At 38.5% G+C, this 25,350-nt stretch carries 24 protein-coding genes; 14 read left to right on the top strand and 10 right to left on the bottom strand.

The genetic code is table 11. The features are described from left to right. Positions 1-23 precede the first annotated feature (23 nt). Genes FTU29_RS02390 through FTU29_RS02360 form a run of 7 tightly spaced genes read left to right on the top strand, consistent with a single transcriptional unit; the run spans position 24 to position 7,344 of the window. Entirely contained in the window at positions 24-794 is a 771-nt protein-coding gene (locus FTU29_RS02390) for an enoyl-CoA hydratase-related protein (protein ID WP_078193882.1), read from the top strand. After that, positions 794-1,585, top strand: a complete 792-nt coding sequence (gene paaG / locus FTU29_RS02385; protein WP_078193733.1) for a 2-(1,2-epoxy-1,2-dihydrophenyl)acetyl-CoA isomerase PaaG — start codon at positions 794-796, stop codon at positions 1,583-1,585. Before FTU29_RS02390 ends, paaG begins: the two co-directional genes overlap by 1 nt. Before the next feature lie 3 nt (positions 1,586-1,588). Then, on the top strand, positions 1,589-3,136 hold the full coding sequence (locus FTU29_RS02380; protein WP_180120131.1) for a 3-hydroxyacyl-CoA dehydrogenase: 1,548 nt from the start codon (positions 1,589-1,591) through the stop codon (positions 3,134-3,136). Between the two features lie 10 nt (positions 3,137-3,146). Beyond that, positions 3,147-4,367 (top strand): 3-oxoadipyl-CoA thiolase, encoded by a 1,221-nt coding sequence (gene pcaF, locus FTU29_RS02375; RefSeq protein WP_180079110.1) that lies wholly within the window; start codon positions 3,147-3,149, stop codon positions 4,365-4,367. 46 nt (positions 4,368-4,413) lie between these two features. Further along, positions 4,414-5,706 carry a phenylacetate--CoA ligase PaaK gene (gene paaK, locus FTU29_RS02370; RefSeq protein WP_180120129.1) on the top strand — a complete coding sequence of 431 codons (1,293 nt, stop codon included), beginning with the start codon at positions 4,414-4,416 and terminating at the stop codon, positions 5,704-5,706. Between the two features lie 57 nt (positions 5,707-5,763). Beyond that, on the top strand, positions 5,764-6,705 hold the full coding sequence (locus FTU29_RS02365; protein WP_180120127.1) for a PaaX family transcriptional regulator C-terminal domain-containing protein: 942 nt from the start codon (positions 5,764-5,766) through the stop codon (positions 6,703-6,705). Positions 6,706-6,744: 39 nt separating this feature from the next. Then, positions 6,745-7,344 carry a gamma carbonic anhydrase family protein gene (locus tag FTU29_RS02360; protein WP_180120125.1) on the top strand — a complete coding sequence of 200 codons (600 nt, stop codon included), beginning with the start codon at positions 6,745-6,747 and terminating at the stop codon, positions 7,342-7,344. A gap of 305 nt (positions 7,345-7,649) precedes the next feature. Here the strand turns inward: FTU29_RS02360 and FTU29_RS17615 are convergent, their stop codons facing one another. Beyond that, a complete protein-coding gene (locus FTU29_RS17615) occupies positions 7,650-7,841 on the bottom strand; it encodes a cupin domain-containing protein (protein WP_373423554.1) in 192 nt (63 codons plus the stop codon). Continuing rightward, complete coding sequence (locus tag FTU29_RS17610; RefSeq protein WP_373423553.1) at positions 7,832-8,038, bottom strand: cupin domain-containing protein; 207 nt, start codon at positions 8,036-8,038, stop codon at positions 7,832-7,834. The genes FTU29_RS17615 and FTU29_RS17610 overlap by 10 nt, the downstream gene beginning before the upstream one ends. Before the next feature lie 1,206 nt (positions 8,039-9,244). Here FTU29_RS17610 and FTU29_RS02350 point away from each other — a divergent pair. The 6 genes from FTU29_RS02350 to FTU29_RS02325 all read left to right on the top strand — a co-directional run bounded on the left by FTU29_RS02350 (position 9,245) and on the right by FTU29_RS02325 (position 18,382). Beyond that, complete coding sequence (locus tag FTU29_RS02350) at positions 9,245-10,177, top strand: IS5-like element IS17 family transposase (protein ID WP_099475569.1); 933 nt, start codon at positions 9,245-9,247, stop codon at positions 10,175-10,177. 166 nt (positions 10,178-10,343) lie between these two features. Further along, positions 10,344-12,719 (top strand): EcoAI/FtnUII family type I restriction enzme subunit R, encoded by a 2,376-nt coding sequence (hsdR, locus tag FTU29_RS02345; RefSeq protein WP_180120123.1) that lies wholly within the window; start codon positions 10,344-10,346, stop codon positions 12,717-12,719. A 57-nt stretch (positions 12,720-12,776) separates the two neighbouring features. After that, positions 12,777-14,252: a class I SAM-dependent DNA methyltransferase gene (locus FTU29_RS02340; RefSeq protein WP_180120121.1), complete on the top strand. Its 1,476-nt coding sequence runs from the start codon at positions 12,777-12,779 to the stop codon at positions 14,250-14,252. A 15-nt stretch (positions 14,253-14,267) separates the two neighbouring features. After that, on the top strand, positions 14,268-16,043 hold the full coding sequence (locus FTU29_RS02335; protein ID WP_180120119.1) for a restriction endonuclease subunit S: 1,776 nt from the start codon (positions 14,268-14,270) through the stop codon (positions 16,041-16,043). Then, positions 16,043-17,011, top strand: a complete 969-nt coding sequence (locus FTU29_RS02330) for a DUF3883 domain-containing protein (protein ID WP_180120117.1) — start codon at positions 16,043-16,045, stop codon at positions 17,009-17,011. Before FTU29_RS02335 ends, FTU29_RS02330 begins: the two co-directional genes overlap by 1 nt. A gap of 6 nt (positions 17,012-17,017) precedes the next feature. Next, entirely contained in the window at positions 17,018-18,382 is a 1,365-nt protein-coding gene (locus FTU29_RS02325; protein ID WP_180120115.1) for a hypothetical protein, read from the top strand. 545 nt (positions 18,383-18,927) lie between these two features. On the opposite strand, the gene FTU29_RS02320 is transcribed toward FTU29_RS02325, so the two are convergent. Together FTU29_RS02320 and FTU29_RS02315 are read right to left on the bottom strand one after the other, a co-directional pair. After that, entirely contained in the window at positions 18,928-19,200 is a 273-nt protein-coding gene (locus FTU29_RS02320) for a hypothetical protein (RefSeq protein WP_180120104.1), read from the bottom strand. A gap of 15 nt (positions 19,201-19,215) precedes the next feature. After that, the gene (locus FTU29_RS02315) at positions 19,216-20,439 is read right to left on the bottom strand and encodes a phage/plasmid replication protein, II/X family (RefSeq protein ID WP_180120102.1); all 1,224 of its coding nucleotides are present in this window, start codon (positions 20,437-20,439) and stop codon (positions 19,216-19,218) included. A gap of 114 nt (positions 20,440-20,553) precedes the next feature. On the opposite strand from FTU29_RS02315, the gene FTU29_RS02310 reads away from it, so the two are divergent. Next, positions 20,554-20,757, top strand: a complete 204-nt coding sequence (locus FTU29_RS02310; RefSeq protein WP_180120100.1) for a hypothetical protein — start codon at positions 20,554-20,556, stop codon at positions 20,755-20,757. A 517-nt stretch (positions 20,758-21,274) separates the two neighbouring features. Here FTU29_RS02310 and FTU29_RS02305 read toward each other — a convergent pair. The 6 genes from FTU29_RS02305 to FTU29_RS02280 form a co-directional block, all read right to left on the bottom strand. Continuing rightward, on the bottom strand, positions 21,275-21,427 hold the full coding sequence (locus FTU29_RS02305) for a hypothetical protein (RefSeq protein WP_180120113.1): 153 nt from the start codon (positions 21,425-21,427) through the stop codon (positions 21,275-21,277). A gap of 170 nt (positions 21,428-21,597) precedes the next feature. Continuing rightward, positions 21,598-22,740, bottom strand: a complete 1,143-nt coding sequence (locus tag FTU29_RS02300; RefSeq protein ID WP_180120112.1) for a zonular occludens toxin domain-containing protein — start codon at positions 22,738-22,740, stop codon at positions 21,598-21,600. Next, positions 22,737-23,027, bottom strand: coding sequence for a DUF2523 family protein (locus FTU29_RS02295; protein ID WP_180120110.1), 291 nt, complete (start codon positions 23,025-23,027; stop codon positions 22,737-22,739). The genes FTU29_RS02300 and FTU29_RS02295 overlap by 4 nt, the downstream gene beginning before the upstream one ends. A gap of 1 nt (position 23,028) precedes the next feature. Beyond that, a complete protein-coding gene (locus FTU29_RS02290; RefSeq protein WP_180120108.1) occupies positions 23,029-24,333 on the bottom strand; it encodes a virulence factor TspB C-terminal domain-related protein in 1,305 nt (434 codons plus the stop codon). A 121-nt stretch (positions 24,334-24,454) separates the two neighbouring features. Further along, positions 24,455-24,691, bottom strand: coding sequence for a major capsid protein (locus FTU29_RS02285; protein ID WP_180120106.1), 237 nt, complete (start codon positions 24,689-24,691; stop codon positions 24,455-24,457). 383 nt (positions 24,692-25,074) lie between these two features. After that, a complete protein-coding gene (locus tag FTU29_RS02280) occupies positions 25,075-25,347 on the bottom strand; it encodes a hypothetical protein (protein ID WP_180120104.1) in 273 nt (90 codons plus the stop codon). Positions 25,348-25,350: the final 3 nt, after the last annotated feature.

The raw sequence follows: 25,350 nt of genomic DNA, 5'->3' as shown, positions 1-25,350 counted from the left end.
CCGTGTGGAATGAAAGTATGGACATGCAATATCTAAAAAGTAGTTCTCCAAAAACCGGTGTGGTGCTCATTGAACTGAATCGCCCTGAAAAACGCAATGCCTTAAACAATGCCACATTGCAAGAGCTCGCGGATTATCTAACAACCTTAGATACAGACCGTGAAGTGCGTGCAGTCGTGATTACAGGTCATTCACAATGCTTTGCTGCAGGTGCGGATTTGAATGAGCTTGCCCAACTTGATGTGGTCAGCATTCAACAGGATCAACGACCACAGTTGTGGAAGCGGATTGATGAGTTTTCAAAGCCTTTAATTATGGCCGTCAACGGTTATGCCTTAGGTGCAGGTTTTGAATTGGCATTGCATGGTGACATTGTGTTGAGTGGTGAAAATGCACAATTTGCTTTACCAGAAATTGGTTTAGGCATGTTGCCCGGGGCAGGTGGAACACAGCGTTTGGCACGTCTCGTCGGTCAGCAACTGTGTATGCGTTGGGCAATGACAGGTGAAATGATCAGCGCCCAGACCGCATTGCAACACGGGATCAGCAGTCAAATTTGCCCAACAGCTTTAACGGTGCAATATGCCGTTGAATTGGCAGAAAAAATTGCCAAGCAAGCACCCCTAGCGATTCGTGTGATTAAACAGTCGCTAAAAAGTATTCATGAAGTGACCCTAAGCCAGGGTTTAAAACTCGAGCGTCAACATTTTGTGTGGTTGGCAGCAACCCAAGATCGTCAGGAAGGCATTCAAGCTTTCTTAGAAAAAAGACAACCCGCATTTAGAGGTGTGTAATGGATTACCAAACAATTATTGTCGAAGAAAAAAATGCAGTCGGTTATTTAACCTTTAACCGTCCAAAGCAACTTAATAGCTTTAATGAAACTATGCACAAAGAAGTCTCAGGAGTTCTCAAAGCATGGGCAAAAAATGCTGAGATTCGTGCAGTGGTGATTTCTGCGGAAGGTCGAGGTTTTTGTGCGGGACAAGATTTAAGTGACCGCGTGGTTGATCCAAATGCCGATGCACCTGATTTAGGCCGCTCGATTGAAATGTATTATAACCCACTGATCAAACTGATTACTGAAATGCCGAAACCAGTGCTGTGTGCAGTGAATGGTGTAGCAGCGGGTGCAGGTGCCAACATTGCTTTGGCGTGTGACATTGTACTGGCTGCAAAATCAGCATCCTTTATTCAAGCCTTTTGTCGTTTAGGTTTAGTTCCAGATTCGGGTGGAACATGGTTTTTGCCACGTTTGGTTGGTCGTGCACAAGCAATGGCTTTGGCTATGCTTGGCGATAAGATTCCTGCTGAGCAAGCACAACAATTGGGCATGATTTGGCAAGTGGTTGAAGACGAAAAACTGAAAGCCGAAGCCAGCAAATTGGCAGAACATTTAGCGACACAACCCACTTATGGTTTGTCATTGATTAAAAAAGCCATTCATGCTGCAGCAGCTAATAGCCTCGATGAGCAATTGATTTTAGAACGTGATTTACAGCGTTTAGCAGGGCGTAGCAGTGACTATCGTGAAGGCGTACAAGCCTTTATGCAAAAACGTACACCACAATATACAGGATGCTAAATCATGGCAGAACTTCACTTACAGCATGCCCCTGTGGCAGTGATTGGTGCCGGTACCATGGGCATCGGCATTGCACAATTGGCGGCCATGCATGGCCATCCGACCCATGTGTATGATGTCGATCCACAACGTGTAGAAAGTGCTTTTGCTGCACTAAAACAGCAATTACAAAAACGTGTAGATGCCGGAAAAATGGCGGCTGATCTCTTGCAACTGGCCTTGTCCAATTTAAACGTGGCAGCGGATTTACACGAGTTAGCAGACAGCCAACTGATTGTAGAAGCGATTGTAGAAAACAAAGAAGTTAAACAAAAGCTATTTCAACAGCTTGCTGATATCTGCTCGCCTGAGACGATCTTTGCATCCAATACATCTTCAATCTCGATTACTGCGATTGCTGCCAATATTCCACATCCAGAACGCGTGGTCGGTTTGCATTTCTTTAACCCAGCACCAGTGATGAAGTTAGTGGAAGTGATTGCAGGCTTAAAAACAGACCCAGCAATTTCTGATGCTTTAGTCAGCTTGATGACAGCATGGAAAAAAGTGCCAGTACGTGCCAAATCCACCCCAGGGTTTATCGTCAATCGTATTGCACGTCCTTATTATGCGGAAGGATTTCGTGCCCTGCAGGAAAATGCGACCACGCCTGAGCAACTTGATTTTATCATGCGTGAATGTGGACGCTTTTCGATGGGGCCGTGTGAGCTGACCGATTTAATTGGCCAAGACATTAACTTTTCTGTCACACAGAGTGTCTATGATGCCTTTTTTGATGAACCGCGTTACCGTCCATCCTTAATTCAAAAAGAATTAGTTGATGCAGGCTGTTTCGGTCGCAAAACTCAACAGGGTTTTTATGACTATCGAACGGAACATTCTAAAAAAGTGTATCAACTCCCTGTGATTTACAGTAAATCACCTGAAAAAATTGAGGTGGTGGTCAAAGGTGATTGGTCACATTCACTGGGTTTAATCGCACTATTGCAACAATCTGCACATATTCATCTGCGTATTGAAGCGGCGCCTACGGCTGAAATTCTCATTGGTGATGTGTCTTTACGTTTATCAATGGGGCAATCTGCCGAGATTGATTATGCAACACAAAAAGTGGTACTGATGGATTGGCATGGCGATTGGTCACAAGCCAAAGCCATTGCAGTTACAGCTTCACTAGCATGTACTGAGATAGATCAAAAAACGATTGAACAGTTGTTTATCGGTCTTAATATTATCCCGATTTGGTCACAGGATCATCCAGGCTTATATGTGCTGCGCACTATTGCCATGTTGGTCAATGAAGGATGCGAGGCCGTTTTACATCAAATTGCGTCTGAACAAGACATTGATGCAGCCATGAAATTTGCTGTGAATTATCCTAAAGGACCATTCCAATGGGCACAAGAATTAGGATACAACATTATTTTACAGACTTTGCAAAATCTGTATCGTATTTATGGTGAAGAGCGTTATCGTCCTAATCTATATTTATTAAAAAAAGCGGCACAAGGACATGTGTCAACGCAGCAGCCATTACGCGCTGCCAGTTAAGGATAAAATGATGCAAGACGTATTTATTTTTGATGGGATTCGTACCCCAATTGGGCGCTATGCCGGTGGTTTAAGTAGTATTCGTACCGATGATTTGGCTGCATTGCCGATTCAGTATTTGAAGCAACAACATCCAAATTTGCCTTGGACGGAGGTCGATGAAGTGATTCTCGGCTGTGCCAACCAAGCGGGTGAAGACAATCGTAACGTGGCACGGATGGCAAGCTTGCTTGCCGGTTTACCTGATAGTGTACCTGCCATTACCGTGAACCGTTTATGTGCTTCAGGTCTTGATGCAGTGGGGCTTGCTTCACGTGCGATTAAATCGGGTGAAGCGCAGTTTGTATTAGCGGGTGGGGTGGAAAACATGTCACGTGCGCCCTTTGTTCAGTCTAAACCGACGAGTGCATTTAGCCGTACACCTGAAATTTTTGATACCACTATTGGTTGGCGTTTTATCAATCCGCTATTTAAAGCCAATTTTGGCGTCGACAGCATGCCTGAAACTGCTGAAAACGTGGCAGAAAAATACAATATCAGCCGTGCCGATCAAGACCAATTTGCCTACAACAGTCAGCAAAAAGTCGCAAAAGCACAGGCTGAAGGTCGCTTTGAGCGTGAGATTCTACCAGTCGAGATTAAAAGCAAAAAAGGTGTAGTGCGTGTTGCTCTAGATGAACATCCACGTGCAGAAACCACACTAGAGGCTTTAAATGCACTTAAAGCACCATTTCGTAAAGAAGGAGGTTCAGTCACAGCAGGCAATGCATCAGGTGTCAATGATGGTGCTGCATGTTTACTCTTAGGTAATAACGCCTTTGCTGAGCAGCATGGTTTAACTCCCCAAGTGAAAGTTTTAGGGATTGCAAGTGCCGGTGTAGAAGCACGTTATATGGGTATTGGGCCTGTGCCTGCAGTGCGTAAAGTTTTAGCACAAACGGGCTTAACTTTAGAGCAAATGGATGTGATTGAACTCAATGAAGCCTTTGCAGCACAAGCTTTAGCTGTGATTCGTGAACTGGGTTTAGCGGATGATGATGCACGTATCAATCCAAATGGTGGTGCCATTGCTTTGGGCCATCCACTTGGCATGAGTGGTACACGTTTAGTCCTTACCGCAATGCATCAACTCAAAATTCAACAAGGGAAATATGCGCTTTGCACCATGTGTGTGGGCGTTGGGCAAGGTGTTGCCTTAATACTCGAAAATATCAATTCAGGACGTAATTGATTGACATAAAACAAGCTGTCGCGATGACTGCGTAAGGAGTAAGACAATGAATAAAAATGCAATGGAACACATCGAAACCGCATCTGTAGATGAATTACGTCAACTGCAAGTTGAGCGTTTAAAAAAGACGCTCAATCATGCTTATCATAACAGCACGGTGTATAAGCAAAAGTTTGATGAAGCAGGTGTACATCCGGATGATTTTAAACATCTTGAGGACTTAGCAAAATTTCCTTTTACCACCAAAAAAGATTTACGTGACAATTATCCATTTGGCATGTTTGCGGTGCCTCAAGAGCAAATTGTGCGCGTACATGCTTCATCGGGAACCACAGGTCAACCGACGGTGGTTGGCTATACCCAACATGACATCAATATCTGGTCGGACGTAGTCGCACGATCGCTGCGTGCTGCAGGGCTAAGCAGTAAAGACACCATTCAAGTGTCGTATGGTTATGGTTTATTTACCGGTGGCTTAGGTGCACATTATGGCGTAGAGCGTTTGGGTGCTACTGTCATTCCAATGTCAGGCGGGCAAACAGACAAACAAGCGCAGTTAATTCACGATTTTAAACCAACAGCACTCATGGTGACACCATCGTATTGCTTGAATATCATTGAAGCCCTTGAGAAAAAGTTTGGTTCAGCCAAAGACTGTTCTATTAAAACTGGTGTATTTGGTGCTGAACCTTGGACCAATGAAATGCGTAAAGAAATTGAAACGCGTTTAGGTATTGATGCTTTAGACATTTATGGCTTATCTGAGGTCATGGGTCCTGGGGTGGCAATGGAATGTTTAGAGTCCAAAGATGGCCCAACCATTTGGGAAGATCATTTCTATCCAGAAATTATCAATCCTGAAACAGGCGAAGTGGTGCAAGATGGTGAGCTGGGTGAATTGGTATTCACGACAATTACCAAAGAAGGCATGCCGGTTATTCGTTATCGTACCCGTGATCTGACACGTTTACTGCCAGGCACATCACGTACCATGCGTCGTATGGATAAAATTGTCGGTCGCAGTGATGACATGATGATTATTCGTGGTGTGAATGTGTTCCCATCGCAAATTGAAGAGCAAATTTTGCAAATTCCACAATTAATTGCCAATTATCAGATTCATATTTGTAAGCAAGGTCACTTGGATACATTGCATATTCGCACTGAAATGCGTCAAGATAGCAGTCCTCAATTGGCGATGCAGCTTGCAAACCAATTAAAATCACAGATTAAAACCATGGTGGGGATTAGTGTGAGTGTTGAAGTGCTGAATGAAGGGAGTTTACCTCGCTCTGAAGGCAAAGCGCAGCGCGTTTTTGATATTCGACAATCCGCTTAAATGAACATGCCTGACGATAAAGGTCGTCAGGCAATTCAATAGGTAAATGAAAACGCAATGAATCCTAAATTAAAACAAATTATTGATGAGTTTATTCAACGTGAAGCGCTCAGTGGGACTTCATTGGTCATGACCATTTTTGGTGATAGCATTTATCACCGTGGCGGTGTCATCAGTCTTGCGAGCTTAATTCAGCTAATGGACGTATTTGGATTGAATGAACGTTCAGTACGTACTGCGGTCTTTCGTTTGGTACAAAATGGCTGGCTCAGTTCAGAGAAAATTGGGCGCACCAGTTATTACCGTATTACGGAAAGTAGTCGTCAGCGTTTTATCATGGCTGATCAGAAAATTTATGGCTTTAGTCATAAAGATTGGGATAAAAAGTGGGACTTGGTGCTCCTTAGCTCAGTTGAACTTGAAAATAAATTGGTCTTAAAGAAAGAGCTTGAATGGTTAGGTTTTGCCAATATCGCGACCAATGTCATGGCATATCCGGGCTGTGATCAACAAAAGCTGCAAAATTTATTACTCAGTCATCAAATGACCGATCAAGTGGTGGTATTTCGTGCCGAAACCTTAGAACTTTGGCAAGAATCTTATCCCACCATTAAACGTATGGTGGTTGTGAATTGGCCTATTCAAGAATTACATCAACGCTATGAAAAATTTATTAGTGATTTTCGTGAGTTTTTCTATTTTGTTGAGCAAGAAGAAGAAATAGATGCCGTCCAAGCCTTTCAAATTCGTGTCTTATTGATTCATCAGTTCCGTCGTATTTTACTCAAAGATCCAAATTTACCATTTGAGTTGTTACCGACGGACTGGCTGTCGTTAATTGCACGTAATTTAAGTACCAATTTGTATCAGGCGGTATTTATGGCAGGCGATGAGTTTTTCTTAAATGTTGCACGTACGGCTGAAGGCAGTATGCCGCCCGCACACCCACAGTTCTATAAACGTTTTGGTGGTTTAAAACAGCCAGATTTGAGCTATTAAGTTAGCGTCTAATTTAAAATTAACAATAAGGATAGAGCAATGCCGTGCTATGCCATTGATGGCGTGATTCCTGTGGTCGATCCTCAGGCTTATGTACACCCAAACGCCGTGTTGATTGGCGATGTGATTATTGAGGCAGGGGTTTATATTGGACCTTTTGCTGCCTTACGTGCTGACTTTGGCCGTATTCATATTCAAAAAAATGCCAATGTACAAGATTCTTGTACCATTCATGGCTTTCCAAACAGTGTGACCTTGGTGGAAGAGTATGGTCATGTTGGTCATGGTGCTATTTTGCATGGCTGTGTGGTACGCAAGAATGCCCTCATTGGCATGAATAGTGTGATTCTCGATGAAGCTGTGATTGGGGAAAATGTGATTATAGGTGCCAACAGTACAGTTAAGGCAAAAGCAGAGATTCCTAATAATATGCTGGTATTGGGCAGTCCTGCACGGGTGGTGAGAGCCTTAACCGATCAAGAAATTGCTTGGAAACGTCATGGTACGGCCCAGTACATTGAGTTAACCGAGCGTTGTCTCAACAGTCTACAAGTGGTAGAACCTTTACCCCATGACACAGCGGAACGTTTAACCTATAAAAATTTTCAGGCAGATCATGTCTTAAAGCAAGATATGTAAGCTATTTACATATTCAATTCATCTGTCCAAACGTCTCTGGCTTGTTGCAAATGTCCGCTTTGATATACAGCGTTGCACCTAATTCGGTGGCGTTTAGATCAATATCATAATCTGAAGAGAAGCGCATCCAGGTTCCCGTAGGATATACATGGTGTGCTGAGCTAAGCGCACCTTGCAAGGATAAAAATTTCAATGCCATGTTCAGCACTTTCAGCCATGTATTGATTGGGTTTTAATTTTTCCAAAAAAGTCTGTTCAACATTTGATTTAAATAAGGAGCAGATTTCTCGGCCTTGCTGAATACGTCAATGCTTTGGGTCATGAGTATTAATGCGTGTTGGAGTCACTTCATGTTCTGTCATTTGTATGAGTTTGACAAAAATTTGGCAACCCATTTCACTCGATACCCGATGGCTAGATTGATGTGGATTACGCATATACCATCCTGCAAGATAGTGTTGATCCTCATTTTCAGTAAATGTTCCAATTAAGACCAAAACCTCGTCACAAAGGGGTGAGTATGTTCAGTGAATTGAGCCTTTGGCGAAAATTTAATCACACTGGTTGCACGCGCTTTTTCTGCACCAAGTCGGTCAAGCATCATACCATTGACTTCACCGCCTGGAGATTTGATCCAATGGTAATCTTGCGGAGTGATGATAATTGGTTTTGAAAAATCAGCATGAAGATGCATAACACAAAAGGTGAGAGCAGGTCCGAGTAATCACAAGGGTCTTAGTACAAGGAGATACTATGATGATTAATGGTTCAATTTAGCGGTTCAAAAGTATCCTTACACCGCATAGCAAGATCAGCATTGTGATTATCTATAAACAAAATACCTGTTGCGACTTTAACTTCTCCACAGCGCCCAAAATTTTATAATTTCAAGCCCAAGACGGAATTTCTTACGAGCAGATTGCGACTTTATATAGTAATAATGTGATATGGACTTACGTTAATTTGCTTTAAAAAGCATATAGTTGCTTGGACTTTTTGGTGATTTTAAAGATGATTATGGTTATATACATGGGGTTCTGCTTGTTTCTTAGGAATTGATCAAGATGCCAAATATGTGTCAAAGCATATTTTAAAATGTTATCAAATTTTTCAAATATGCTGGGAGGATTGCTTGGCGTTAATATGACGCATAACAAGATGACTCTAGGAAAATAGGGTCATTTTTCGATGTTCTGTTTTAAATCCTAAGAAAAACGTCATGTGACAATTTTTTGGAATCAAAGCATTAAACAAGTGATCAATGTGAGAAAATAAGAATAGTTTTTGTGCCAATTAAAGAATCAGAGAATTACGTAAGCCAGACAATAGGTCTGTCTATAAAAGTTAATTTTGAAATTTTACCATCTCTAAGTAACTGATTTAGCTATATCGATTTTTGATAAAAAAACTTAATTTTGAAATTCACTGTGATTTCAAGTTAAAAATGAAATTATAACCAGTGGACGTTTTTTTTAAGAAATTAAAGCTAATAATGAAATCTTAGATAAAAAAACAGTAGAAATAAATTAGGACGAATAATTATGATTTCTTTATAAGCAGTGATTTATAACAACTTTGATATCATCAATTCCTGTTAATACATTATATTCATACTTACAAGGACTACCACCTAATACAGAATAAAGAAAGTTTTTCTTATCTTCTATACTTAAATCCCGAAATTTTATTAAATTTTTTTCATCATTACTATTTAGTATAGAAGAATACATTTTCAATGAATTCATGAGTTTATATAGTGAATAAAATGAGATATATTTATAAGTCCCATTTTTAGACTTGAGTACGTCTATAAAAGAATTTTCAATAAGAAACTTTAGTGTAGAAGGGCTTTGTTGCACAAACCTATCTGTAAAGGCTTTTTCAGCGATATAATTTTCAAATGAAGAAGCCTACACACAAAATCTACCGCACAACCAATTGGCCCGCATATAACCGAGCACTCATGAGTCGCGGAAATATTGCCATTTGGTTTGATCCTGCTACGCAATGGTATGCTCCATCAAAAGGCAAACAAGGGCGAAATCAAACCTACTCCGACGCAGCTATCCAATGCTGCTTAATGATTAAATCTCTATTCCGTTTGTCTTTACGTATGGTCACTGGCTTTGTGCAAAGTCTGATTAAACTTTGCGGATTAAATTGGACCGCACCAGATTACAGTACGCTTTGTAGAAGACAAAAGCATATTGATATTGCAATCAGCTACCAAAAAAGTAGCGATGGGCTGCATCTACTCGTAGACTCTACAGGCATGAAGTTTCTAGGTGAGGGCGAATGGAAACGCAAGAAACATGGAGCTGAATATCGTCGCCAATGGCGTAAACTACATATTGGTATAGATGCCAAAACCCTACAAATACGCGCTATTCAGCTCACAACCAATAATGTCAGTGATTCACAGGTGCTTGGTGATTTACTTAATCAGATTCCACAAGATGAGCAGATTGACTCTGTTTATACCGATGGAGCTTATGACACCAAGCAATGCCGTCAGGTCATTGCAGATCGGCAAGCGCATGCGGTGATTCCACCTAGAAAAAATGCGAAACCATGGAAAGATACAAAGAGTAGCTCGCTAGAGCGAAATGAATTACTTCGAACAGTTAAACATTTAGGCAGGACATTATGGAAAAAATGGTCAGGCTATCATCGCCGCAGTTTGGTGGAAACCAAGATGCATTGCATCAAATTATTAGGCGATAAATTAATGGCAAGAAGCTTTCCTAGTCAGGTGAATGAGATCCATGCACGTGTAGCAGTCCTTAACAGATTTACGGAATTAGGTCGCCCACTTACCCAAGTTACGCCTTAAATTTGGATCAATTAGGGGCGCTTTGCATTTCAAATCTTTGTGCAACAAAGCCCCGCAAAACTAAAAATGTATTCAAAAAATTGATATATTAAAATTCAAGTAAAAACTATATTTAATTTACATAAGTTTGCATAATTTACATATTGTTGCGCACAGTGAGGGGTATATGTCTAAAAAGGATTTGTCAGAACGTGAGATTTGTACTCGTTTTATCTATCCTGCTCTAATAAATGCAGGGTGGACAGCGCAACAGATCCGTGAAGAAGTGACTTTTACAAAAGGTCAAATCATGGTTCGTGGCAAATTGCATACTCGTGGTGAAACCAAACGTGCAGACTATATTCTCTACTATAAAAAGAACATCCCGATTGCGGTGATTGAAGCCAAAGACAACAATCATACTCTAGGCGCTGGTATGCAACAAGCGCTTGGTTATGCTGACTGTTTACAAACTCCCTTTGTATTTTCCACGAATGGAGATGGCTTTCTTTTACATGACCAGACAGGTTTGTTTAATCCAAATAAGGTGGAAACAGAGTTAGGTTTAGATCAATTCCCAGCACCAGATATGTTATGGAATCTATATCAGCAGCATCATGGTGTAATATCACCTGAAGCAAAAGCTATTGTTGAATTTCCTTATTACGATGATGGTACAGATCGCACACCACGTTATTACCAAACCAATGCGATTAATAAGACATTAGAAGCAATTGCTCGTGGGCAAGATCGTGTCTTATTGGTTATGGCAACAGGTACAGGCAAGACCTATACCGCTTTTCAGATCATTTGGCGTTTATGGAAATCTGGTGCTAAAAAACGCATTCTCTTTTTAGCTGACCGTAATATTCTAGTTGATCAAACCAAGAATAATGACTTTAAACCCTTTGGCGACAAGATGACAAAAATCACCAATCGCACGGTTGATAAAAGCTATGAAATCTATCTGTCCTTATACCAGGCTGTAACAGGTTCAGAAGAAGAAAAGAATATTTATAAGCAGTTTACTCCTGAATTCTTTGATCTAATCGTGATTGATGAATGTCATCGTGGCAGTGCTAAAGCAGATTCCGCATGGCGTGACATTCTTGAATATTTTAGTTCAGCGACCCACATTGGTTTAACTGCAACACCCAAAGAAACTAAAGATACATCCAACATTACTTATTTTGGTGAGCCTGTATATACCTATACCTTGAAACAAGGGATTCAAGATGGTTTTCTTGCACCTTACAAAGTGATTCGTATTGATATAGATAAGGATCTGCAAGGGTGGCGACCAGCTAAAGGGCAAAAAGATAAACACGGTAATGAAATCGAAGATCGTATCTTTAACTTAAAAGATATGGATAAAACGCTTGTCCTCGAAAAGCGTACAGAGTTAGTCGCTAGAAAAATTACAGAGTATTTGAACAGTACTGACCCGTATGCCAAAACCATTGTGTTCTGTGACAATATCGATCATGCAGAGCGTATGCGTCAGGCACTTGTGAACCTGAACCCTGAGAAAATTAAAGAAAATCGCAAGTACGTGATGCGCATTACAGGGGATGATCAAGAAGGTAAAGCCGAACTAGATAACTTCATTAACCCTGAAGAACGTTATCCTGTCATTGCAACCACTTCTAAACTCATGACCACAGGGGTTGATGCCCAAACTTGTAAATTGATTGTTCTCGATCAGCATATTCAATCCATGACCGAGTTCAAGCAGATCATTGGTCGGGGTACACGAGTAAATGAAGAGTTTGGAAAGTCTTGGTTCTCCATTATGGACTTTAAGAAAGCGACAGAATTATTTAGCGATCCTGCTTTTGATGGTGAACCGGTCGTGATTTATGAACCAAAAGATGGGGAACCGATTATCCCTCCAGAAGAAAAAGACGATGGAGAAGTTGGTGGTGATACAACTGCGGGGCCAACGATTTTCGATCCTCCCACAGATAGTGGCGATGATGATACTGAAGGTGAACCACCTAAAAAATTTGTTGTGAACAATGTTCCTGTGAAAGTTATTGGGGAACGTATTCAGTTCTATGACAATGATGGCAAGTTAGTCACAGAGTCACTTAAAGATTACACCCGTCAGCATATTCTGAAGGATTATAAGTCTTTAGATACCTTCCTTCGAAAATGGAAAGGGGCAGATAAAAAATCGCTAATTATTGAAGAATTTCAAAAACAAGGTGTAATTTTTGAAGCACTGGAAGATGAAGTTGGTAAGGACTTCGATGCTTTTGATCTGATTTGTCATATTGCTTTTGATCAGCCAGCACTGACTAAAAAAGAACGTGCCAATAACGTCCGTAAACGTAATTACTTTACCAAATACAACGAGCAGGCGCGTCAGGTGTTAGATGCATTGCTGGACAAGTTTGCTGATCAAGGGATTCAGCCGATTGAAGATGTGCAGATTTTAAAAGTTCCACCTTTTAATCAGATAGGATCACTCATGGAGATTATTCAGTCCTTTGGTTCGGTTGAAGAATATACAAAAGCACTGAAAGAACTAGGCGATCAACTTTACGATGATGTGTCTTAAGGTTGCTGTCTGTTAAACTCTTGCACAAATTTAATATTAATGATTTGAAGTCGAATTATGAGCATTTCGGGAACAATTAAGTCTATTCAAGATACCATGCGTGAAGATGTGGGCGTAGATGGTGATGTACAACGCCTTGGTCAGTTGGTTTGGATGCTTTTCCTGAAAGTGGTTGATGACCGTGAAAAAGAAGCAGAAACTCTTGCATTTTTTGAAGGCAAGACCTTTAAATCACCAATTCCTGAAGAATTCCGTTGGCGTAACTGGGCAGCCAATGATGAAGGTATTACTGGGGATGCGCTTAAAGACTTTATTGATAATCAGCTTTTCCCAAGATTACAAAATCTTGCTCAGGAAAATGATGATCCTCGTGCGCGTGTAGTACAGTCTGTTTTTGCAGATGCCTATAACTACATGAAGTCAGGTGGTCTGATTCGTAAAGTGATTAACCAGATTCAAAAAGGCTTTGACTTTAATAAATCAAGTGAGCGTCACGCTTTCGGTGACATTTACGAGCAATTGTTGCGTGATCTGCAAAATGCGAAAAACTCAGGCGAGTTTTATACCCCTCGTGCAGTCACCACGTTTATGGCACAAATTATTGATCCAAAATTGCATGAATCTGTGCTTGATCCTGCATGTGGTACGGGTGGCTTTTTAACCTCAGCCATTGAGCATAAGCGTGCAAACTATGTCAAAAATGCCGATGATGAAAAAGTCTTGCATGACAGCATTTACGGTATTGAGAAAAAACCTTTACCGCATTTGCTTTGCACCACCAATATGATTTTGCACGGCATTGATGTGCCTGTAAAGATCCGTCGAGACAATACCTTGTCTTATCCATTGATTTCATGGACAGCAGATAAGCGTGTGGACGTGATTCTGACCAACCCACCATTTGGTGGGACAGAAGAACAAGGCATTGAGAAGAATTTCCCGTCTAAGTTCCAAACCCGTGAAACTGCCGATTTGTTTATGGTGCTGTTGATTCAGCTTTTAAAAGCCAATGGTCGTGCAGCGGTGGTGTTACCTGATGGCTTTATGTTTGGTGAGGGGATTAAAACCGCCATTAGAGAAGAGCTGATGGAGAAATGTAATCTGCATACGATTGTACGTTTACCGAAGTCTGTTTTTGCACCGTACACCTCAATCAGTACCAATATTTTATTCTTCACCAAAGGCAAAAAGACCGAAGATATTTGGTTCTATGAGCATAAATTGCCACAAGGCGTAAAAGCCTATAACAAGACCAAGCCGATTCAACTCAAAGAGTTTGATTCATTAAAAGCATGGTGGGGCAATGAAGCTGATGGTTTTGCCAGTCGTGTTGAAAATGAGCAGGCGTGGAAAGTCTCTAAGCAAGAGATTTTAGATCGTAATTACAACCTAGATATTAAAAATCCGCATCAAGCGGAAGTGGAAGTTAAAGACCCTGAGGAATTGTTGGCGCAGTATGCAGATTTACAAGCTGAGATCAGTAAAATCCGCAATCAGCTTAAAACGATTTTAGATGAAGCGTTAAGCCAATAATTTAGGGTGAATGAGATGACCAATGTAAAACAGCTCATTACTGAGCATTTAGATATTTGGCTGACTGCGGAAACTGAAAAAAAGTCTGGGCGTGGGCGTAGTTCGGGTTCAAATGATACGATTTATGGCGTGCAAAAGCTTCGTGAATTGATTTTGGAATTAGCTGTAACAGGTAAATTGACAGTTCAGAATAAGAATGACTGTTCTGAAAAATTATTAGAAAGTCTTTTAAGTGAACGTACTGATTTAATTAAACAGAAAAAGATTCGCAACTCAAAATTGAAGCTTATAGATAAATCAAAATTCGCTGTCGCAATCCCAAGTAATTGGGCTGTTTGCAGTTTAGGATCTATAGCTAAAAAATTAACTGATGGATCTCATAATCCACCTGTTAATAATGGTAGTGGTTACCCAATGTTGAGTAGTCAAAATATTAATGGAAGTAAAATTGATTTTGATAACCCATCACGTTTTGTTGATCAAATAGGATTTGATCAAGAAAATACTAGAACTGATATTCAAAGTGGTGATGTATTACTCACAATCGTTGGTACATTAGGTCGCTCAGCAGTTGTTCCTGAAACTGCTCCAAAATTTGTTCTTCAACGAAGTGTTGCAGTAATTCAGACCAGTATAAATCCGTATTATTTATCGTTATTTTTCCATTCTCCATTATGTATAAATTATTTTTTGGAAAATGGAAAAGGGACAGCTCAAAAAGGTATCTATTTAAATAAGTTATCGGAGTTACCTTTAACATTACCACCACTCGAAGAACAACACCGTATCGTTGAAAAAGTTGATGAACTGATGCAACTATGCGATCAGCTTGAGCAACAACAAACTTTAAGCGGTGATGCCCATGCCACATTAGTCGATACTTTGCTGAAAGCACTGACTGAATCGAGCGATGCCGATGAGTTTCAAGGCAACTGGCAACGTATTGTCGAAAACTTTGATGTGTTATTTACCACGGAATACAGCATTGAGCAGTTAAAACAGACTGTTTTACAGCTTGCTGTGATGGGTAAGTTGGTGAAACAAGACCCAAGCGATGAGCCTGCAAGTGAGTTACTAAAAAAAATTGCGGATGAAAAAGCGAAGCTGATTAAAGATGGAATGTTAAAAAAACGGAGCAAAAAGTATAGTTTGCCTATATTGGATCTAGATTTTTCTAGTAATTGGAGTTTAGTTAATTTAGACCAAATCATTTGGAATCTAGATGCGGGCTGGAGCCCTGCTTGTCATCCATACCCAGCTAAAGAAGATAAATGGGGTGTCCTCAAAACAACTTTTGTTCAGTGTAATTATTTTATAAAAGATGAAAATAAGGAATTACCTGAGGAATTAGATCCTCGTATAGAAGCTGAGCTGAAGTCAGGCGATATTTTAGTTACTCGTGCTGGGCCATATAATCGGGTTGGTGTAGCGTGTTATGTTGATAAAATCCGCCCTAAACTCATGATTTCAGATAAGTTAATTAGAATTAGTTATAGTCAGCATAATTTGTATGGGGCTTTTATAGCTCTTGCTATTAACTTAGGTATATCTCGAGATTATTTGAAAGATAATCAGTCAGGAATGGCGGAAAGCCAAGTTAATATTTCTCAGGAAAAACTAAGAGAAGCACCTTTTTTATTGCCACCACTCAATGAACAAAAACGTATAGTAGAAAAAGTAAATCAACTTTTTTCTATCATTGAACAGCTTCAAGTTTTACAAAGTAAATTACAAACAACCAAGCTTCATTTAGCAGATGCTTTGGTTGCGAATGCAGTTGAGAATGTCTAATGGGATCAATTAATACCAAGTATAGAAACAATTTACCTGTTTCTGATGCAACTGAGCGTTTGGTTAAATTTATTGAGTCCAAAGGCGGTAAAAATGTACATGATAGTCGTCATCAAAGACAAATTAGTAAAGATGGTTATGCTTTAGCAGGTGGATTAGTCTATGAATTCCCTCATAGAAAAGGATTAATGATCCAGTTAAATGCTGATCTTCCAAGCATTTATGTAAAAAGCATTTTATCAAATGGACAACATATTTTTGATGTGCTACCCGAAGCTAGAAAGTTTAATAAACCTGGTAAAGTTTATACTGAAAATAAGAAAGGGCATTCAACAAAAGGATATCATGCAGCATTGGACCATGAAGACTGGCTGGCTCCAAGTTCCAATAATCCTGTTGTTCTATTAAGTCTGATAGAAATTGATATTGCTAAAAAAGTAGTTGATCTGATAAGTGATTCTACATCAGCCAACTCGGAGATTTTGCCAACAAACATTAATAATGGCAAAACAATAATAGAACGTGGAATGTCTGTAGATAAATTAATTGAAGTATTAGATCGGCAAGAAGAAATAGGAAAAAAAGGAGAGGAGATTGCTTATCAATGGGAGTATGCACGAATTTTTGTTTTAGCAAACAATCCTAAACTTGTGACAAAAGCGATTACTCGTACTGCATTAGATAATGTATCTGCGGGCTATGATATGGAAAGTCACTATGAAGGTGAGTCACGATATATTGAAGTAAAGACTACGACCTTAAAAGCTAACTCTGACTTTTACTTTAGTTTAAATGAATATGAAGTATTAAAATCAAAAGGAAAAGAAGCTTATATTTATCGAGTAGTTCTTGATGAAAATGGTTCAGAACATGAAGTGATAGAAATTCATGATCCATTTGGGGAAAATCACCCTGAAGAGCTAAAAGCAGTAGCCTTTAAAGCAAAATTAAGCGATTTTAAGAAGTAATTATTCATGAACAATAAAGATATTATTCATAGCTTAGCTGGGGCAGTTGGAAATATTTATTCAAAGATTGATCCTCCAAAAGAATTAAGTAAGTTTTTAAAAACACATGGCTTGAGTAACTATGAAGCATTAGCATGCTTTAATAGCAATAAAGAATATATGCATCAAAAAACCGAAGATGCTTTAAATTGTTTAACTTCGTTAGAACTTAGACTATTTATCGAATATATTCTCCCAAGAATTGATTCTATAAAAAATAGACAAACAATGGGGCTTTATCTTGACCAATTCAAATCACCTTTAACTTCAGAAAATAGAACAAAAATAGCAGAAACTTTTGCTTTGTATGATTTTTTTGGAGAGAAAGATTTCATTTTATCTATTCAGAAATATTTTAATTTAGATGGTTATGATAATGATCTTGGCAAAAAGCTGGATTACTCAAGAGTAAAGGTATTAACAAATTCAACATCTGGAAATCAAAAATTCACCAATAGTGATGTTTTTAAATATATAGGAGCTTATGATTGCTCAACCACACATTTTCTTTGGTTTCTAGAATTTTTATTAGATCCTTCACATCGATCAGAACAAGCTAATAAAGAGTTAGTTAATAGACTTAATGAAATTATTGGAAATGACGGATATGAAATAGTTGTTGATCAAGATTCAAAAATTTTTAGAACGAAATATATAATTACTGAAAAGAAAAAAGAATCCATAAAAGTCCCGAAACAAATTATCTTTGCTTCGAAAAATGTGAAACCAGATTTTGGTATTACAGATGTTCTCGATGGTGATATTTCTTTAATTGCTGATGCAAATTCACTGAACTATGATGAAAAAATATATGATCATCTTACTTGGCAGCAGCTAGAAGACTGGTGGGAAGATAATAATTTAGAAATTAATAAAAGTTTAAAAAAACGATTAATTGATTCTCTAGATTCAGAAGCTGAAATTATGTTTTTCAAAGCATATTTTATAAACTTTGGATTCTTGGGTGACACACTTCCCGCATTATTACCACAAGTATATGTAGCATATGATCCAGTAAGTGCCAAAGATCTACCAAATGGGAAAACACGAATCCGACAACGTATCGACTTCTTAATGATTCTTCCAAATCTAAAGCGCGTCATTATTGAAATTGATGGAAAACACCATTACGCACGAGAAGATGGTAGAGCGGATACCAAACGCTATGCCGAAATGGTTAGAGTAGACCGTGAGCTGCGTTTAAGAGGGTATGAAGTTTATCGTTTTGGTGGTGCAGAGTTCTATAATGATCAAAATACACCCGAAGATAATGCGGTATCAGTTGTAAAAGATTTCTTTACAGCATTGTTTAAGCAACATGAAATTCTTTAATTTTTAAAACGCAAAAAATTCTAGTTATATCTATATGATTTTTAATTATTATTTTTACTACCTAGGCGCTGGTAGGCTAAATGCTTGCCAACGCTTGTAGGAAAATAATTATTTGATTATTCTAATTTTCATAGCGTTAGCAGTTGTACATGATTGTTTTCGTGGACCTGGTATATGTCGGTTGAACTCGCTTAGTTTCGGAGTGGGAGAAACAGTCTAATTTTTTAGACAAGTAAAATATACAAGTCAGAAATCCTTTTCAGATGCGTTTCTCTTGTACGCAGACGATACAAGAACCATCATCCCAGTTCGTCTTATGAACTGGGATGATTCATTCGATAAAGCTAATTATGAAATAAAACCCATTTGGGCAAAATTTCATAATTAGCTTTATTTTTTACCGATTTCATTTTTAGCTTTAATTTCTGCTGAAAATTTCAAAATTAACTTTTATGGACAAGATCAGTATCATGTTTAGGTTTGCATAATACTTTATTTAACATAATATACATTATACGAAATGTTCTAAACTAAACCTTTGATACTTAAGGGTTTTTCTTAGGCATCGGCTTAACACTGAAAATTTGCATCTGTGGACCATACTTAGTTTGAGATTCTGTGAACTCAATTTCGACCTCTTGAGAATTTTCAGCACACTGTTCAATAACAGCTTTCATTTGCTCAACTGGCATAAGACCTTCACCAAAGCTCAAGCTATAGCGAACTGGCGAAAACAACGTGGTGTTGTAATAAGTTGTACCTTTGTCATTGGTAAATGTTGTTGGCAAGATTGAGCGTTTGTTAAATTGAATTTGCATGAGTGATAACCTCTCTTAGGCAACTAAATGTAAGCCACGTTTTGGGCTGTATTGTGAAACTGGAATTTGATAGTCAGATGGCTGCTGATCGCACATCTTAAGTTCAAGCAAACGAACGAATGGAATGACTTTGCCGTTTGGATTTTTATTTAAATTCTGTAGGTGTGATTTACTAATATCGCAGTCTAAAAGTGAATTAACGCACTTATAAAATTGTGCTTCGCTATAAAGGTCTTTAGTAGCCTTTAAACCCATTTGACGAACCAATGAATAAAACTTCATTGCGTTGGTAGCTTTGGTATAACTTGGCTTACCAGTCTTGGTGTAAGTAACTAACTTGGACTTAAGCAAATCCAAGATTTCTCCATCAGATGAAAAATTCATATATTTGCCCTTCATTGTGTCTAAGATCGGGTCGAAAGCTACGTGCCAGAGTCGTAGCAATAATTCTGGCTGTTCATGTTGCAAATTAATAAGCTGAAATAAATTAGACGGATAACCGTTTTTAGTTAGATAGGTCTTACAAATACGTCCTTCCATACGGACTACAGCATTAGAAAAAGGTAAAGCATCGTGCATTGCACAAACTAAAGCTTTAGAGCGCATACAGCCTTTGTCTGCTTGCTTTTGGATTTTATTTAATTGGCTTTTTACTTCTTCAAATTTGCCATAAGCCTTTGGACGTACACTGGCACCATCATTACCCCAAGTGATGTAATTTTCATATTTCACTTGGCGAGCCTTACGATGACCAGATGCAAGATTTGCCATGTAATCCAAAACAGGTTGAACCATGTTCTGATGTGGCAATCTAAAAAGATAAGTCGTGTCTAAACAAAGAACTTCTGTTTTATCTACATCAAGAATTGGCGCTAATTTAGGAAATGCTTCAAGCAACATGCCAAGCATGTGAAATGCACCAAGTTCAATTGAGTCAAAACCATAAACATTGTGCCCTTGGAGAAGCTTTAGTGGAGATGCTTTTATCTCAACATAAGGCACAGTGTTCATCGTATTTGTATAAAACTTTACAGCCATATCAGTAAAGTCTGATGGAATGGCTTCATAAGGATGGTACAAGTCCCCTGTTATGGTCTGTCCATCATCGGTCTTACTAACATGACGAGTTGCAGCAGGAATTCCAAAGTCGCGAATATCACCATTAAATTGATGGTGATTGTCAAAACTACGCACATGCGTAGGAATGACTGGAATCGCTAAACGGAGGAAATCGAGCATATGAAATCACATATTCATAAATCACTTTTAACACATAAAAACATAAATCACATATGTATTCAAGCACAAATCACAAATTCATTTAGAATTAAGTGATTTTAAAAGGATTATCAAATGGCTAAGACATTTCGATTTACAGATGAAGAAGAACAGGCACTAAATGAAGTAGCCTTAAAACTGAATAGAGATTTAGTTAAAGCTGGCAAAAAGCCATTAAGAGACACAGAAATATTTCATGAGATCATCAAACAAACTTTGCTTGATGGAATAATTGAAGTAACTAGAGACGGGAATGTAAAAGTAGAAACAAAAAACTAAATATATTGTTTATTATTTAATCAATATAATTAGTTAATAAGAAATATTCTCAATAACTCTGGAAGCTCCGTTATATATAGCTCATAGAGCGAATTGCAAAAAACTTTCGAGAGTCAGGCACACTATTAGACAGTAGTGTGCCTCCTCAAAAACGATCAAAAAAAGAACTCAAATGTCCTTCTTCCTCCGCCTCCTGTCTCAGTCCTCATGCTTCGTCCTCGTCGTCGTTGTCGTCAGAAAGACTGATTTCGTATAATGCGGATTGATGTTAAATGCACTTCTCTGCCCTCTGCGATCCTAGCAACATTGACAAATAAAAAGCCCACTGGAGAGAATTTACCAATGGGCTTTTTATTTATAGCAATGTGAAGTGCAAGTAACATAATCACGGCTACATTATACGAAATCAGTCCTTAAATATTTTATGACAAAGAAGTATATAAATGCCGTAAGCAACAACAAATAAAACTAGTGAAACTAAAGAAATATGAAAATCAGTCATTGTTCTCTCCAGTGGTCAGTCTAAGTCAAAGTGAGAAGAATAATTCAGCTTTTCTTTTAGAGAATCTAAAGCCGGCTCAGATATAGGAGCTGTAAAATTTTCATCATCATAAAAAATAATTACTTCGATCAACTTCTCATATTCTTCTTTTGTTAACTCTAGTTTCATTGTTGTCTCCAATAACTAAAAAACTGCATAAAAAAAACGTATTAAAAATCCAAAAATCAAAAGCATTACAAAAAATTTAAAACACCATTTTATAAAATCCATATTCCCTCAGTTCGCACCCATTCGGGATGCTCTAATTCTCCCGCTTGTAATCATACGGGAGCTTGTAATCAGAGAGAAGAATTTTCAGGATTTACTTGTGGTTGTTCGCCAACACTCCGTTGGCTCTGTAAGTTTTCTTTAGGTGCAAAATAATTAAAAGGGCGATATCCGGATAACCATTTTTTACAATCATCTTGAGAGATGTTTTCCATATAGTTACCCTGCTGATCTACAGCCATTAAACGACCACTGGAGAGTTTTATCACACCTGACATTCTAGGGAAGTCAGTTGGTTGAACTTGAGGTTGATATTCAAATTCATAAGGCTTGCTAGGATTATAAGATACGGTTTGTACAACTTGACCTGTAGAAGTTACAGACGAGCCATTTTTAGAAAGATTGTTAAACCATTCTATGCATTCAGGACGTTCAACATTAATAGCTTTTCGGCATTCTTGATCTGCATTAAAATCCTGTGGAACAACAGATTTAGAATCGTAATTTGTGGAGAATGGATTAGGAGATGATTCTTTAGGTTGTTCTTTTTTTTGTTCGGTTGTTTCTTTGTGCTGCATATCCTGCATTGCAGATGCACCACCTTTAACAAAATAAGCAATAACAAGCATAATAATAGCAAAGGTAATCCAAGCACTGACGTTTCGTTGACTAATTCGAGCTTTACCATCTGTAACAGCTACAGTTGATTTATAGTATTGAAACATAGCAGGATTTAAACGCCATTTTTGAACGTCATCTGCCATCTTAAAATTGGATTTTGTCATGCTTGTTACAGCATAAGACCACCAGTAGACAGTTACAGTTTTTGCTTTTTTAGGTCGATATAAATGTACGTGCTCACCAACGTTTTCAATCACATATGAATTAAGAAGTTTTACAGATTGAGTAATTAACCAAAAATCAATGGCTTTATGTCGATGGGTTGAAAGGTCTTTCCCCATCTGATTATCTTTTGTTGTTTCCTTCATAAATTCACGATGATATTGTGCTTCATCGACAATATAAAGACATGGCTTATCTTCATCTGGAACATCACGCCAGTCTGAAAGCAAAGGCTTAATTCCCATGATTTTGAGACCTTCGATATTGGCATAAATAGATTTATAAAATCCTTTGTCCAATTCTTTCAAAAGCCATTCTATGACCATACATGTTTTGCCCGATCCAGGCGTTGCTGTAATTAAACGAATCACTTTTTAATAACCCTCAAGCCAGCTGCAAATTGTTTGATATAAAGAGTGGCGAAATAAGCACCTAAAATGATTGAAATTGATTTATCTACGCCACCAATACCTAACAAACCTGCAACAGCACCTATATTGCCTAAATTAGCAATTGCTAAGTTTTTGTAGTAATCAAGAAATACTGAGAAAGTCGCCATTGTTGCTAGTCCAAGTCCTGCACCAGTCAATATTTGAGCTATCCAAGATTTATTGTTATTTGCAAAGAGTGTTGCTAACCATCCAAATATTGCACGCATGTTAAGTCTCCCTTATTGCTGCAATTACGATCCCTGCTGCTGTTAAATAAGACATACCCAAGATGGCAGGACGTACTTTTTCAGCAAATTGGCAAAGTGGCATAAGATCAAATGAAAGGGTTTCAGATACAGGGCCAACGGAAACTGTATAAGGTTCAAAGGTTGGACATTGAGCACCTAAAACAATGTAGTCAGTATCAAAAGAACTAGGATCACGATCTATTGTTTGTTCTTCTATAGGTAAATCGGTTGGATCTTCTTTTAAATCAGGTTCAGCTGTAGCCCATTCTTTTACAGCAGCCCATGCTTCTGTGATTGATGTTGTTGCTGTATTCCACCAATTTGTAAGTGTTTGAGGAAATGAAATAACGACTTGAGCAGCTTCACAAACCGATGGTGCCCAATTACAGAAAATAGGGAATTTAAGAGTTATATCTAAAGGTGGAGCATCAGGATCTGCAGTGTTTGGATTAGCTACAGAACCACTACCAATATTAGCGTTTGCATTTGCATCGGAATTCGCTGGAGAAGTAGATGCAGAATTATTTAATTGATTAACAATAGGGGGAGCTTTTGCATCATCTTTTGAGGCTTCATCAACAATATCAGCAGCAGCAGCCATAGTAGCTACTTGAGCGTTTACATCACCGCCTTGTGCATTTGAAATGACTTGTTGGGCAACTACAGATAATGGCAAAGTTTTTTGTTCAGGCTTTTCAGCAGCAGGGTCATAAAATGGATTATTTATATAAAGAAAAGAAACAGAAGCTCCGCCATGAGTAGAATCCTCTTTTTCACGGATAACAAGATACCAATGTGTAGCACTTTTTTGTTCCCAAATATAATCAGCGGGAAATTGAGGATAAAAAGATTTAAAGTAACTTTTTGCAGCAGTAGAAGATTGAAAACATTTATAGCCATTTGCGTCTTGGTAACACCATGCTTTCGGAATATTAGGAGGGTTTACAGCTTGAGGATCAGTATATTTAATCTGATTATTAGCAGGATCAAGAACCCAATCTACAGATCCAAGTAATTGTTCAACTGCAATTGATAAAGCATAGCCAGCAACACCACGAGCAAGAACTTTAGCAACGCCACTTGCAGGAGGAGTTATTTTGGCAGTACCTTTTTTTATGTAGTCAGCACCGTTGATAATTACGTTTTTTGTACCTGTATAAACAGTAGATGCACCTTGAGCAACAGGATTACCCATTGACCAACCGCCAACGTTTGCGGAAGCAAAGGCAAAGGCAGGAAACAAAGCGATTTGGATGCAAATTAAAATGGATATTATTTTTTTCATAAGTTAATCCGAAAATAAAATACATAAAGTAATTAGATGAACAATTAAGCAATAAACGACCATTTTGATTTACTCCAAAAAAAAGAAAGGGAGTCGAAACTCCCCACTTTTGAAACTAGGATTAGCTTCGTTTTGCAGCACCAGTAACAAGTGACCAAACCCAAGTTAAGGCAGCAGGAGCAAGTTTTGCAGCACCAATGGCACCAACAGCAGCAAGACCTAAAGCCAACTGAGTAGTAGCATCAGACATGTCTAAACCTTCAGCGTGAGCAGAGGTAGCAAGAACTACTGGAGTTGCGATAAGAGCAGCAGTGTTAACCGCTTTTTGGTACATTTTTTTTACGTTACGTTTTTCCATGAGGTATCCCCTTTATGGTTGTGATGTGAAATGCGACAGTTTTTTAAATACCCACGCTAATGCGAAATTAGCAGCGGTTAATGCCAAAAGCTGATTTATGTCGCTGTAAGTCAGCATTGACAATTCGATAAGAAAGTTAGACTGTTCAAGCCATAGATCACATTGTTTAGTAACCTCGTTCGGTACTTGACAGACATACGACATTCTTAAATTCTCTTTGTACAGTTATAAAAATGTTGGCAATAAACCAATTGACTTTGGAATTTTGCCCCGCACTTCTTGCACTTATAATAAGCTTGTGACATTATGATTATTATCCTAAGTTATTGATTTATTTACATATTATACATTATACGAAATGTTCTAAACTAAACCTTTGATACTTAAGGGTTTTTCTTAGGCATCGGCTTAACACTGAAAATTTGCATCTGTGGACCATACTTAGTTTGAGATTCTGTGAACTCAATTTCGACCTCTTGAGAATTTTCAGCACACTGTTCAATAACAGCTTTCATTTGCTCAACTGGCATAAGACCTTCACCAAAGCTCAAGCTATAGCGAACTGGCGAAAACAACGTGGTGTTGTAATAAGTTGTACCTTTGTCATTGGTAAATGTTGTTGGCAAGATTGAGCGTTTGTTAAATTGAATTTGCATGAG

It is taken from the genome of Acinetobacter sp. YH12086 (assembly GCF_013419345.1).
GTDB classification, from domain to species: domain Bacteria; phylum Pseudomonadota; class Gammaproteobacteria; order Pseudomonadales; family Moraxellaceae; genus Acinetobacter; species Acinetobacter amyesii.
The sequence above is the reverse complement of the archived record's forward strand: the minus strand, read 5'-3'. Positions and strand labels throughout refer to the sequence as shown.